The sequence below is a fragment of the Shewanella sp. TB7-MNA-CIBAN-0143 genome, from assembly GCF_040310065.1.
Lineage (GTDB): Bacteria > Pseudomonadota > Gammaproteobacteria > Enterobacterales > Shewanellaceae > Shewanella.
Window position 1 is genome coordinate 187,428 of sequence record NZ_JBEOPL010000001.1, and the last position, 12,945, is coordinate 200,372.

Sequence of the window (12,945 nt, forward strand, 5' to 3'; positions counted from 1 at the left end):
CCAAAGTTAATACTTATTCGCTAATTTCAACACCAGCACGATTAATTAAGAACTGGCTTAAAATGGGTACCGGACGACCAGTAGAGCCTTTGTTTGCACCGCTGTTCCAAGCTGTACCTGCGACATCTAAATGCGCCCAGTTGTACTTTTTAGTAAAGCGAGACAAGAAACACGCTGCAGTAATCGAACCAGCCGGACGACCACCTAAGTTAGTCATGTCAGCAAATGGGCTGTCTAGCATGTCTTGGTATTCATCCCATAACGGCATGCGCCATGCGCGGTCACCACTTTGCTCACCAGCATTTAGCATTTCGTGTGCAAGCGGGTTATGCGAACTGAATAAACCAGAAGCGTGCTTACCTAATGCAATAACACAAGCACCGGTTAAGGTAGCGGTATCAATCACTAATTCAGGTTCAAAGCGTTCAACGTAAGTTAATACATCACATAACACTAAACGACCTTCCGCATCGGTATTCAGCACTTCAACCGTTTGGCCCGACATAGTGGTTAAAATGTCGCCTGGACGATATGCGTTACCAGCAGGCATGTTTTCACAACCAGCTAATACACCAATAACGTTGATAGGCAATTTCATTTCACACAATGCTTTCATGGTGCCAATAACACCAGCAGCGCCACCCATGTCATATTTCATTTCATCCATGGCTTCGCCAGGTTTTAATGAAATCCCGCCAGAGTCAAAGGTTAACCCTTTACCGACAAGGACAATTGGCTTTTCAGTACTGTCAACGGCGCCCTGATATTCCATCACAGTCATGATAGATTCATTGGCACTAGCACGACCCACAGCAAGGTAAGAGTTCATGCCCAACTTGGCCATTTGCTCTTCGCCTATCGTCGTGACTTTAAGGTTTTCATACACTTCAGCCATTTGACGCGCTTGAGATGCCAAATATGCAGGGTTACAAATGTTAGGCGGCATGTTGGCCACGTCACGACATAAATGCATACCAGCAGATACGGCTGTTCCGTGTTCAATTGCACGCTCACCAATGGTAAGTTCACGGCGTGTAGGCACGTTGAATACCATTTTACGTAATGGACGACGAGTTTCGCCTTTACGGGTTTTTAATGCATCAAACGAATACAGACTATTTTGGGTGCTCTCAATGGCTTGGCGAACTTTCCAGTAGGTGTCGCGGCCTTTGACATGCAGTTCAGTTAAGAAGCACACAGCTTCCATTGAACCGGTTTCATTTAGGGTACTGATGGTTTTTGTGATAATTTGTTTGTATTGGCGCTCGTCTAACTCACGCTCTTTGCCACAACCAACCAGTAAAACACGTTCGCTTAGTACGTTTGGTACGTGATGCAATAGCAACATTTGCCCTGGTTTACCTTCAAGGTCACCCCGACGAAGTAGGTTACTAATGTAACCTTCACTGATTTTATCCAATTGCTCTGCGATACCAGACAGACGGCGAGGTTCGTACACGCCGACAACGATACAGGCTGAACGTTGTTTTTCTGGGCTGCCGCTCTTTACGCTAAACTCCATGAGCACTCCTAGATTCTTAAAGACAAATTTTTATATTTATTAGATAATGTTTGCATTAGGCCATCTGGCATATAATCAACGAAAAGGTGATAACTGTTTGGGATTATTAACGAAAAAGAGGCGTAAATTGACAGCCAAAATAGATGTTAACCATGACCCCAAAGCACCTTCCGCGCTGGTCAGAAAACTAGCAAAACTGTTGAAAGTAGACAGTTTACATGAAAGTTGCTCTGATACCAGTAAAAAGATAAGTTTAGCCACCGGATCCTACTTGTGATTGTATTTAGATATCTTATTAGTGAAGTTTTAAAAGCACAATTTGCGGTACTTTTGGTGCTGTTAACTATTTTTATTAGTCAACAATTTGTGCGCGTGTTAGCCGATGCATCTGATGGTGAATTCCCCGCTTCGTTAGTGATGACATTATTAGGGCTAAATCTGCCTCAATTGACGGTGTTAGTGTTACCGCTGAGCTTCTTTTTAGCGATATTATTAGCTCATGGGCGAATGTATGCTGAAAATGAAATGGTGGTATTGCATGGCGTCGGCGTGAGTGAATGGTATGTCACTCGAGTAACCCTATTGCTTGCTTTTGCCAATTTATTATTCACAGCTTATTTGTCGGTTTATGTCGGACCTTGGGCCGAAGAACGTCAGAATCAGGTATTAGAAAAAGCCCAATCTGAAGCTGGATTAGCAGCCTTAACTCAAGGTCGTTTTCAAGCTAGCCCGAATGGTCGAGCCGTTTTGTTTGTTGAAAAAATAAATAAAGACAATAGCTTAGATAAAGTTTTTGTGGCGCAGCTTCCTGATCCTGAAGATGAAAATGGCCTGACAAATATTGTCGTCGCTAATAAAGGTCGTGTGATTGAAGATAATATTGGCAGCCAACAGTTACAACTTGAAAAAGGCTTCCGTTATCAGGGCAGTCCTAAATCACTCGAACTGCAAGTGATTGAGTTTGGTGGTTATAAAATGGAGATTAAAGAACAGGAAGTGGATGAGCGGCGACGTAAATTATCTGCAATGCCAGTTGATCAATTATTGGATACTCCAGGACCTGAAGCTGCAGCTGAATTTCAATGGCGCTTAGCTATCCCTATCGCAATCCCATTATTGACCTTGATTGCGGTGCCGTTAGCGCGGGTTAATGTTCGCCAGGGTAAGTTTGCTAAAATGGGTCCCGCTATTTTGCTGTATTTAGGTTACTTTGGATTAATGATTGCAGGCCGAAAAGCCCTGCAAGATGAGGTGGTGCCGCAGTATTTAGGCATGTGGTGGATCCATGGCTTTGCGCTGTTATTAGGATTGTTGTTACTTATTAAAGAGCGCCCGACAGGGATGAAGTTCTTAGGCTTATTTAAACGTAAGCAGGTGACGGCATGAAAATATTAGACCTTTATATCGCACGTATGATCGTGAGTACATCAGGCTTGTGTTTACTTATTTTGACTGGGCTATCAGGCATCATTAAGTGGGTTGATCAATTACGTTTGGTCGGGCGCGGTGCTTATACCATGCTAGATGCCGGTATTTACGTGCTGTTTTTAGTGCCACGTGATATTGAAATGTTTTTCCCAATGGCGGTACTGCTTGGTGCGTTAATTGGTATGGGCATGCTGGCATCAAACTCTGAATTAGTGGTGATGCAAGTTTCTGGCATGTCACGTTTACAAATCACTCAATCTGCGATGAAAACGGCTATTCCGTTGATGATTATGGTCATGGCGCTGGGAGAGTGGGGCGCACCCATTGCGGAGAAAAGCGCAAAAGAGCTTCAAGCGACTAAAATATCCGGTGGCAGTTTGATTAAGTCTCATCGTGGTATTTGGGCAAAAGATGGTGATTTATTCGTTAATATTGGTGAGGTTCAAGACGTTAATACGCTCAGTAACATCAGTTTATATGAGTTTAACGATCAACAAGAATTAACCCGAGTGACCCATGCGAATACCGCGGTATTTATTGACGATGCTTGGCAGTTATCTGTGGTTGAAAATACCACGGTTAAAGATGATCGGGTTATTCGTGATCACCTTGATACTGATGTGTGGCAATCTTCGTTAACACCAGATAAGTTGAGTGTAGTGTCGGTTAAGCCAGAGGCATTATCCATTAGCGGCTTAATTGACTACCTCGATTATTTGAAGGTTAACCAACAAGATCCTAGTCGTTATGAACTGGCTTTATGGCGCAAGGTTATGCAGCCGGTAACGGTCGCTGTGATGATGCTGGTGGCATTATCGTTTGTGTTTGGACCGTTACGCACGGTGACCATGGGAGCTCGTGTACTACTGGGTGTTGTGGCAGGATTTAGCTTTTATATCAGTAATGAGATATTTGGCCCGATGAGCATAGTATATGAATTGCCAGCGGCGGTGGGTGCAATTGCGCCCAGCATGTTATTTACTGGCTTAGCTTTGTATTATATTCGTAAATAATCAATTGGTTGTTTAGTCTATATTGAAAGTGAAAGTGAAAGTGAAAATGTATATAAAAATGGCAACCCAAGGGTTGCCATTTTTATTACTTGTTTGATGCGTGTTTATTCGTTTGCAGGTAAGTTAGTTTGGTATGTGACTTATTTATGCACCACGCCAGTTACGCATTTGATTGGCTTCTACTGATAACACGACAACCTCAGAACGAGTCATCATGTCTTGTAGTGCTAACTTATCAGCATTGATGATAATCCACAGATTACCAACACCTAATAAAGACCAAATGACGCGAGCACAGGCCGTAATAAAACTTAAGTTCTGACCATTAGGGTGCTGAACCTTAAGTCGCCAAGCTCGCATACCTAAAGTTTGTCCACCTCTGCTCCAAAACATGGCGTAAAACCCACCAACACAAATGGCTATCCAAAATTGATAAATACCATGGTAAAGCGGGGTGTTGTTGAGCAAGTCTGACACATGCTCGTACTCACCCATCGCGATAAGTCCGGTGCTCTGCAGACCAAAGAAAAACCCAAAACCTAACGCACCAGCAAACATATAAACGGCAATAGCAAGCATTGAGTCATACGCCATTGCACCTAAACGTCGAACAAAACTCGCTCGTGGGAAATTAGCATGATCTGAATTCAACATAGTTAGCCCTTACGTAAACCAAAATGATTAAATCTCATCATCTTCACGAACAAATTTGATACTCGTAAAACCAAAACGTGCAAACTCGGTTTTACGAAATTCTTTCTCTGCTTTAGCGCCTTTTTTGGACGTTAACGCAATTTGCTTTTCCAAGATTAGAAACTTTTTTAAATCAATCCCTTCAGCTTCAGCTGCTGCTTCATAAAGATCATGATGTACGTCATAGCTAAAGGCGATAGTTTTGGTTTGGCCTTTAAAGGTATAGATCACTTGGCGCGCCATGGAGAACTCCTGAAATTAATGTAATTCACTTTTAAATATAAATAATACGGCACCTAAAAGGCATAACCCAGCCTATAAACAGTTAAGCTTTAAGGGGTGTTTGAGATACCTAACGGCAAAAGGGATAAATACACATAAGGTGATGACCTCTTGCACAATCTTTAATTGTCCCACGTTAATCATGGTATAACCAAGACGATTCGCAGGAACTTGCAATAAATATTCGAATAAGACGATACCTCTGCTCACTAAAGCCGCGATAATCCAGGGTTTGCTATTTAAGGTTTTTAAATGACCATATCAAGCAAAAGTCATGAAGATATAACTAATACCAATCTCATTAAATATCTGCTCAGTTCAGAGTCTCTCAGGTTTTTCAATTCAAGGCGCATTGATGTAGAAATGGTTGTTCCCTTTTAAATCGATGCAACACAGAAGTGGAATACCTGAGAGACTCCATTCTGGCGGGTTTCAAAGTACTTTATGCTGCGTTAGGTGTTTTCAAAATACGACGGCATGGATGCTGGAGGTAGAGTAACGCAGGAGCTTGTTACCGAGAATCACTATTCGCTTCAATCATCTGCCTTGCCTACTGCACTTTGAACTCCCGCTGAAAGAGCACATATTTAATAGGATTGGTATAACACAATAAACCGATGGTGATGACAGATGGGTGCATGAGATAGACCTTATTATAAGGATAAATACAGGTAACATGCACCAGCAGGATAACTGTCGAGTGACTTTGTCAGTTTTGCTGAGGTGGTGCTTGGTGTAAACCCTTGTTGCTGCCAATAAGTTTGTGCACCTTGCACAGCCACTAGCCCAATGCCATTAACCGCCGCTGATTTAGCCTGATTGACGATATGATTAAACAGCTTTTTACCTATGCCTAAACCTTGAGCGTTGGGTGAGATGGCCATGTCATGTAAATACCAGCTATCGGCATTAATCTGGCCACTGATCTCGGTATCCAGCGATGGGGCATCGCCTTGCAACCAAGGATGAACAAGCGCGTAGGCTAGCACGTTACCTTGTTGTTCAAACACCACACAGCTAGCGGGAGAAGATCGCCATTTACTCTGCATGACAGATAGCGATTCTGGCGTGAGTTCGACATAGCATTGTGCTTGTATCGCCATAATAGCGGGCCAGTCTGTAGCGGTAATTGGGCGGATTGACATATCACTCAGTGTTCACATTATTTAAGTGACAATTATACTCAGAAACAGCCTAAAACCTAAGCGTTAATCTGTGCTAGAGTAAGTATAAAAAATAGATATAAGGAATATCAACATAATGAAACTCGGTTTACGTTCAATGAGTAAAAACCTGTTTACATCGACAATAGTGACGTTAATTGCATGTTCATCATTTACGGCAACAGCGGGTATTGATGCATTTAAATCGGGTTCTGTGATTAAAGACTATGGCAAAGTGGCTGACGTAAATAGCGGCTTAGTCATACCAGCCGGTATGAAGTTTAAAGTCGCTTTTGATCTAGGTAGTGCATCTAAACCTGCAGAGTTAAACCGTGGTATCGATACCCTGGCGCGCTTTATTAATATGCACGTCGCTGCTGGGGTTAAGCTTGAGGACATTTCAGTTGCGATGGTGGTGCACGGTAAAGCGGCTAATGATATGACTAAGGACAGTTTTTATCAGCAACTTAATGCAGGGCAAAAGAATGCTAATAAAGATTTAATTGCGCAGCTGATTAATAATCAAGTTAGGTTTTATGTGTGTGGTCAAACAGCTGCATATTACGGCATTACACCACAAGACTTATTACCAGGCGTTACCATGGCATTATCCGCGTTAACTGCACATGCAGTATTAGCCCACGAAGGCTACAGCGTAAACCCGTTTTAGCGTAATTGTCTTATTGAATTATTGATTAAATATATCTTGCTTGGTGTATTTGTCGATAATGCTTTGAGTTGTACCATTTAGTTCAAGTTCTGCTATAGCGGCATTAATTTGTGGCAGTAAGGCCGCATGCTCTTTACGAAGGCGCATAACTAAGTGGCCTTTTGAATGAATAGCAGCGAGGGTAATTGGGTTGTTGAGTTTTTTGGCCCAATACAACGCTGGTAAATCACCAGATATAGCAGCACCAACGCGATTTTTATAAAGTGCTCTTATGAGGTCGCGTTCAGAAGTAAAATCGACTCGAATAAATTCAGCATCATCATGGTACAAATAACCACGTACTGTGCCTATTTCTTTACCTTTAATGTTATCAATACTTTGCCAATCGTTGGCTTTTTCTTCTAAGGTAATAATGTTTTCTTGGATAGCGATAATGGGGTTTGACTGGACAAAAAGTGTGCCTAATTCTTGATTAGGAAACCAACCAGGGCTCACAAAGTCAAAGTCTAATAAGCCATTATCGAGTGCATAGTTTGTTCTTTTCGGCGGAAAATTGTGTTTTTCAATTTCAATATTAGCTTTGGCAAGCAATAACGGAACCAACTCCCCTAATATTCCAGGCTCTTTTGGCGATTCTGTAATGTAGTAGGGCACCCAACTGCTTGAAGCGTTGACGTTGTACTTCAGCGCTGTGTTCGCTTGAACGTTGGGACCACAAAAAAACATCACAAGGCAGGTGAGTGCAATAAAGCATTTTTTCATGGTGTTTCCTTATTCTTACCGTTGTATTAATACTACACCAACTTTTAATACTTAATATAGATCAAGACACAGTAAGCATAAACTCTGGTGTAAATTGCTTGGCATTAATACATAAGTTTTATGGTGTTTGATTAATGAGGTTTTTTTATTGCCTGGACTGAGTAATATACCTTGCTCTAGCGCTAAACGAGCCACCAGTTTTTCATCTCCACGAATGTACATTGAGATGGGTTTTACTATTTTGTCATCTACAATGTGTTGATTAAAATCTTTTGCTGAGATAATTAAACTGGATTTACCATCACTGTCGAGTTTCAGTTTTGCATCAATATCGGTATCGGTGATTACTACCCATTCTTGTGCTGTGAGCCCCGCTAACATGTTCTTAAGCCCAACACCTGTAGCGATGTCACTGTTGTTAGCCTGTTGGTATTGATCGGCAATACAGATTAATAATCGTTTTAGTTGAGCCCCAGCTCCTTGACTACGCGCTTGACGGATCCAGGCCGTTAAGTCGTCGGCCATTAGTTTTGAAAAACGTTTTGTTTTTAACGACTCAACCATCCAGTTACATAAAAAATGGCTTTCTTGTGCTGGCGTTCTGACCGCTTTGTGCTGTGAAGCGGAGGTGTTTATGGCTTCTATTCCAGCTAGCGCAAGTGTTAATAAAGCTTGGTTATATGTTTCTGTCGTCATTTCAACTGGGTCAATAAAGTAGTGTGATGGCTAGTTTACCGTGTAGTGGCAAATTGCTAAATAGATATTTGTGTTTAGTCGCTTAGCTGAGCGGTAGTCTCTATTTGAATAAGCCGCAATTCACTTATGAGTAAGTTGCGGCTAAATCGATGGTAGATTATTTTTTGGGTGGAAATTGCGCCAAAATAGCAGCAACCGTTTGATTAATATCTTTGGCTTTATCTTCACCGCCCTCGTCAAAGTGGTACTGACCATTACCACGCCAAATGAGGCGTTTATCTGTGGGATCGATAATATCAATTTGAATGGTTTGAGTTTTAGCGGTGTCACTGCCTAGCGGGATACCAATACTGGTGCCAAGACTAATACCGCCACCAGCCCCCCAAGTACCCGAACCTAAGCCAATAGATAATCCTGAATCTTTTTCTTTGTTTTCAGTCACAAAAGCATAGTTCACTACAAAGTCGGCATTATCGGCTTTAAATACATAACCTTGGCTAAGTAATGATTGTTTAATATCATCATTAATGCGATCTGCAGTTAACGGATCATCTGTTTGCTTTACAGTGAGTTGGTTGAATGTTTTGAGTGTTGAAAAATCATAATTAACATCATAATCTTGCTTTGGTTTTGTTGCACAAGATGCAAGTAGTACTAAGCCACTTAACAGTAAAATAGTGTTAATCCACATTGGTTTACGTGTTGAATCTTGCCCTGAACGTCTTAAATTTATCATGAGACCCTCCTTATTAACTTGCAATAATGTACAAAATTAGCTCAATTAGTATAACCTTAATATAACAATGTTTAATGCTGGCTTTGGTTGATATGGCAAGCGATTGCTTTCTATCTCAGTTACAAATAACTATATCGTGTATTTAAATGTTAAGTACCAAATTCAATATTAGCTGAGGTTAAGTATTCTAATGATGGAACAGTTAAGTTTTTTTGCGGTGCCCAGTCCATGTATCGGCGTTTGTCAGTCAGACAGTCGTGGGTATTGTATGGGCTGTCTTCGAAGCCGTGATGAACGTTTTAACTGGATGAGTTACAGCGAATTGCAAAAACAAGATGTGATCCGTTTGTGCACACAGCGCAAACGTCGCCGTCAATATGCCTTACATAAAGCTAAGCAGCTGGAGTTACAAACCCAGCAAACGTCACACACTCCACAATTAGATTTTGATAGTGCGTCAACACCTGCTGATGATGTTGATTTAACCAACTTTAGTTTAGATTAATACTTTCTATCACGCTTTCATTGCCTGCCAAAATAGTCTGAAACTGGCGTGTCTGTATATTTCGTCATCACCTAAATGCGGGTTGTCAGTAAAAAAGCGGATGGCAGCTAGGTATTGACCATGGCAATTTTCGAGCAATAAGGCGTTGGGAATGTCAGCGATAATTTGCTGTTGTTTACCTTGAGTAATCAATTCGACGACAAATCCAAGAATGCTGTTCATTGCTTGCTTTCTGACCTCAGCATCAATGTCTGCTGACATCGAGTATTGTAGAAAAAAAAGTTGCTTTAAGGGTTGTGCAATGGCCCAGTCGATGGCTTTTTGCCATAACGTATTGGCATCTTGTTCGATATCGCCACTAAAATCGGTACTGCTCACCATGTTGGTAGCAAACTCTTGTTTAATCGATAAAAAAAGCTGATTCATGATGTCTTTTTTTGTCGGGAAATGATGAAACAACGTGCCTGTTGCCACGCTCGCCGCTTTGGCTATGGATGCCGTCGATGTCGCATTGAAGCCTTTGTTAACAAACAGCTGTAAAGCCGCGTTTAAAATGGCTTGTTTTTTATCGGTGTTCACAATCGATTTACTGCTCATGGAGTCAACATACCTACTTTATCTATTTATCTATTTATCTATTTATCTATTTATCTATTTATCTATTAGGTTATGGATAATTTATCTAGTCATATTTTATGACAAACTTTGCTCAGCAAGTATCGCTAACAACAGCAATACTTGCAGTCGCGACTATGAGAGAGTTAACGTAAGAAAAACTTCATCAATAATTTTTGAATCACCCCGCCATAAGGAGGATGAACAAAAATGCCGGTATTGATTTTGCCACTGTTCAATATGGTCTTAGCATGACTAAAGGTTAAGAAACCTTCCTTGCCATGATAGTGCCCCATGCCAGACGGACCAATACCGCCAAAGGGCGCGTCATCGGCGGCCACATGGAATACTGTGTCATTAATACAAACGCCACCAGAATGAGTTTGCTGCAATACTTGTTGCTGCGTTTGTTGTTCAAAACTCATGAGATACAAGGCTAATGGTCGGTCATTTCGGTTGATATAACCTATTGCTTCATCTATCGACTGATAGCTAATAATGGGTAATAAAGGGCCAAAAATTTCATCCTGCATAATGAGCATATCGTCTGTGGTATGTGTGACTAGTTGAGTGGCTATTTTTCGCTGAGTTGTCGATATTGGACCATCAATTGCGGAGGTGACTGTTGCACCTTTGGCTTTGGCATCTTCTAGCACCGCTAGCAGACGCTGGTATTGGCGATCATTAATGATATTGCCGTAATCTTGGTTGGTGTCGAATTTAGGGTACATTTTATTAAAGCGACGTTGATAAGCAGCAATAAACGCGTCAACTTTTTCCGCAGGGCACAACACATAGTCAGGCGCGACACAAATTTGGCCAGCATTTAAACATTTACCAAAAATAAGTCGTTCTACAGCGGTGTCGATTGGCATGTCGGGAGCGATGATGGCTGGAGATTTACCACCTAATTCTAATGTTACCGGTGTCAGGTTATCAGCTGCTGCACGCATAACATGGCGGCCAACAACGGTTGAGCCGGTAAACAGAATATGATCAAATGGTAATGCTGAAAATGCAGCGGCTACATCAGCTTCACCTTCTACTAGTTCGACTTCATTTGAGTCAAAAATCGTTGCTAGCATCTTGCGCAATACCGCATTCGTTGCCGGAGTGAATTCCGACATTTTCAGCATGGCTCCATTACCAGCAGCAATGGCGGTGGTCAGCGGACCCATAGATAACATTACCGGGAAGTTCCACGGCACAATAATACCGATTACGCCTAAGGGCTGATATTGCACCGACACTTTAGACGGGGACAGTAATAAACCAGCATGACGGCGACTGGGTTTCATCCATGACTTAAGATGCTTGATAGTGTAATTGATGTTATTCACACAAGGCATAATATCCGAAATGATGGTGTCGTTTGGCGAGCGGTGACCGTAATCATTAATTAATGCATCGATGATAGGCTGTTGGTAATCAAGTAAAGCTTGCTTTAGCTGGGTTAATTTATCTACCCGAGATTGGTAACTAGGTGCCGGATTGGACTGAAAACGTGCTCGTTGATCAGTTAGTAACTGTCGCAATTGAGTTTGATTATTATCAACGGCCATATTCATATTAAAGCTCCAGCAAAAATAACGATGTTGATTTGATAAACCCTACATGAATCGAGCTAACAAACCGACTGATTAGTCGGTCTGATATTATGCTTGTTTATGATCCAAAGCAAGTTTTCGCATTTGATTTGATTTTGATCACTAAGTAAGTTTTTAATACTGACTATACTTAATTTGTTGAGATGGATCCGAGTGTGTTCTAGTAAGGGGTGTCATGTCGTTGCAAAAGCACACTTTGCATTGTGGAGGAGAATAATATGCGAACACGTAATATTTTATGGCCTACAGATTTTTCTGATACAGCGGCACATGCTTTACGATATGCCATTGAAATGGCAAATTTATATCAAGTAGGCATTCGTATTTTACACGTTGTAGATCAACCTTTTGGTGATGAGAATTACATGATTCTTGCGATAACGCCCGAAGAGTTGGCTAAAAGTATGGAAGATGCAGCGGCGAGTAAAATGCATAAGTTATTAGCTCAGTTGAATACTAATTTAAAGATTGAAACGGTTATTCGACGTGGTGATGCCATTGATGAAATTTTGGCCGAGGCCAACAGCGGTGACATTGGTATGGTGGTTATTGCCAGCCATGGTCGAAGCGGACTGTCTCATTTTTTGCATGATAATGTGGCTGAAGCGATTGCCAATAAAGCTGATTGCCCGGTGTTAGTGGTTAAATAAAATCGACATTTATCGTTTATGTCGTGGTGATTTTCGTCTGCTTAAAAGCGAGAACCGGGTTGAGTTAAAAATGTGAGTTCGGCAGCCGTAGACTCGCGGCCTAATAAGGCATTGCGGTGTGGATAGCGATTAAATTGAGCAATAATCGCTTGGTGTTGTCGCTGGCTGCGTAAATTGTCGGGTGCATATTGTTCAAATAAAGGCAACGCTTGCTGGTGGATCACTATTAATTCGCTATGCATGTAGGGCATGATTAAAAATGCAGCCTGTTGAATGGGTAACTCTGCTAAACAACCTAGTGCAACGGCTTGTTGCGCAAGCTCTAACGCGATATTGTCAGCGGCAAACGCGGTTGGAGTATCGCGATAAATGTTTCGCGAAAATTGGTCTAATACGATTATTTCGGCCAATCGACCTTGGGCATCTTTACGCCAATGTTGTAACTCACCCTTGATGGCCGCCTGTAACGTGGCGCCATATGTGTTTTTTATGTGCAAATCTAACTCGATATCTTTTACCCACCATTGTTTAGGGGATATTTGAACAAACCAAAAATCGATAACATCGTCGACGTTGACATTTTTTGTGTGTATTTCATTCATT

General features: G+C 41.6%; 15 protein-coding genes and 1 pseudogene. 5 read left to right on the forward strand and 11 right to left on the reverse strand.

The genetic code is table 11. From position 1 onward, the window contains the following. Positions 1-13: 13 nt before the first annotated feature. On the reverse strand, positions 14-1,522 hold the full coding sequence (gene pepA, locus AAEY97_RS00785; protein WP_350995841.1) for a leucyl aminopeptidase: 1,509 nt from the start codon (positions 1,520-1,522) through the stop codon (positions 14-16). A gap of 273 nt (positions 1,523-1,795) precedes the next feature. On the opposite strand from pepA, the gene lptF reads away from it, so the two are divergent. Next, a complete protein-coding gene (gene lptF / locus AAEY97_RS00790; protein ID WP_101085822.1) occupies positions 1,796-2,908 on the forward strand; it encodes an LPS export ABC transporter permease LptF in 1,113 nt (370 codons plus the stop codon). Beyond that, complete coding sequence (gene lptG / locus AAEY97_RS00795; RefSeq protein WP_101085821.1) at positions 2,905-3,963, forward strand: LPS export ABC transporter permease LptG; 1,059 nt, start codon at positions 2,905-2,907, stop codon at positions 3,961-3,963. The genes lptF and lptG overlap by 4 nt, the downstream gene beginning before the upstream one ends. A 144-nt stretch (positions 3,964-4,107) precedes the next feature. On the opposite strand, the gene AAEY97_RS00800 is transcribed toward lptG, so the two are convergent. The 4 genes and pseudogenes from AAEY97_RS00800 to AAEY97_RS00815 all read right to left on the reverse strand — a co-directional run bounded on the left by AAEY97_RS00800 (position 4,108) and on the right by AAEY97_RS00815 (position 6,083). After that, a complete protein-coding gene (locus tag AAEY97_RS00800; RefSeq protein WP_101085820.1) occupies positions 4,108-4,617 on the reverse strand; it encodes an RDD family protein in 510 nt (169 codons plus the stop codon). 27 nt (positions 4,618-4,644) lie between these two features. After that, entirely contained in the window at positions 4,645-4,899 is a 255-nt protein-coding gene (locus AAEY97_RS00805; protein WP_011636402.1) for a DUF2960 domain-containing protein, read from the reverse strand. A gap of 72 nt (positions 4,900-4,971) precedes the next feature. After that, a pseudogene (locus tag AAEY97_RS00810) lies at positions 4,972-5,214 on the reverse strand (DMT family protein). A gap of 377 nt (positions 5,215-5,591) precedes the next feature. Further along, positions 5,592-6,083, reverse strand: coding sequence for a GNAT family N-acetyltransferase (locus tag AAEY97_RS00815; protein WP_350995844.1), 492 nt, complete (start codon positions 6,081-6,083; stop codon positions 5,592-5,594). A gap of 115 nt (positions 6,084-6,198) precedes the next feature. Here AAEY97_RS00815 and AAEY97_RS00820 point away from each other — a divergent pair, with 115 nt between their 5' ends. Beyond that, positions 6,199-6,771, forward strand: a complete 573-nt coding sequence (locus tag AAEY97_RS00820; protein WP_350995847.1) for a DsrE family protein — start codon at positions 6,199-6,201, stop codon at positions 6,769-6,771. Positions 6,772-6,789: 18 nt separating this feature from the next. Here AAEY97_RS00820 and AAEY97_RS00825 read toward each other — a convergent pair whose 3' ends face one another. From AAEY97_RS00825 to AAEY97_RS00835, 3 genes are all read right to left on the reverse strand, one after another. Continuing rightward, positions 6,790-7,533 carry a substrate-binding periplasmic protein gene (locus AAEY97_RS00825; RefSeq protein ID WP_350995850.1) on the reverse strand — a complete coding sequence of 248 codons (744 nt, stop codon included), beginning with the start codon at positions 7,531-7,533 and terminating at the stop codon, positions 6,790-6,792. A gap of 51 nt (positions 7,534-7,584) precedes the next feature. Beyond that, on the reverse strand, positions 7,585-8,229 hold the full coding sequence (locus tag AAEY97_RS00830; protein ID WP_101085815.1) for a DUF2913 family protein: 645 nt from the start codon (positions 8,227-8,229) through the stop codon (positions 7,585-7,587). Between the two features lie 157 nt (positions 8,230-8,386). Next, positions 8,387-8,920, reverse strand: a complete 534-nt coding sequence (locus AAEY97_RS00835; protein WP_350996002.1) for a DUF4136 domain-containing protein — start codon at positions 8,918-8,920, stop codon at positions 8,387-8,389. A 238-nt stretch (positions 8,921-9,158) separates the two neighbouring features. On the opposite strand from AAEY97_RS00835, the gene AAEY97_RS00840 reads away from it, so the two are divergent. After that, a complete protein-coding gene (locus AAEY97_RS00840) occupies positions 9,159-9,470 on the forward strand; it encodes a DUF1289 domain-containing protein (RefSeq protein WP_182744840.1) in 312 nt (103 codons plus the stop codon). Positions 9,471-9,479: 9 nt separating this feature from the next. Here AAEY97_RS00840 and AAEY97_RS00845 read toward each other — a convergent pair whose 3' ends face one another. Next, entirely contained in the window at positions 9,480-10,067 is a 588-nt protein-coding gene (locus AAEY97_RS00845) for a TetR/AcrR family transcriptional regulator (RefSeq protein WP_101085812.1), read from the reverse strand. 164 nt (positions 10,068-10,231) lie between these two features. Beyond that, complete coding sequence (locus AAEY97_RS00850; RefSeq protein WP_350995854.1) at positions 10,232-11,653, reverse strand: coniferyl aldehyde dehydrogenase; 1,422 nt, start codon at positions 11,651-11,653, stop codon at positions 10,232-10,234. 257 nt (positions 11,654-11,910) lie between these two features. Here AAEY97_RS00850 and AAEY97_RS00855 point away from each other — a divergent pair, with 257 nt between their 5' ends. Continuing rightward, positions 11,911-12,342, forward strand: a complete 432-nt coding sequence (locus tag AAEY97_RS00855) for a universal stress protein (RefSeq protein ID WP_350995857.1) — start codon at positions 11,911-11,913, stop codon at positions 12,340-12,342. A gap of 41 nt (positions 12,343-12,383) precedes the next feature. Here the strand turns inward: AAEY97_RS00855 and AAEY97_RS00860 are convergent, their stop codons facing one another. Next, positions 12,384-12,944: a DUF924 family protein gene (locus AAEY97_RS00860; RefSeq protein WP_350995860.1), complete on the reverse strand. Its 561-nt coding sequence runs from the start codon at positions 12,942-12,944 to the stop codon at positions 12,384-12,386. Position 12,945: the final 1 nt, after the last annotated feature.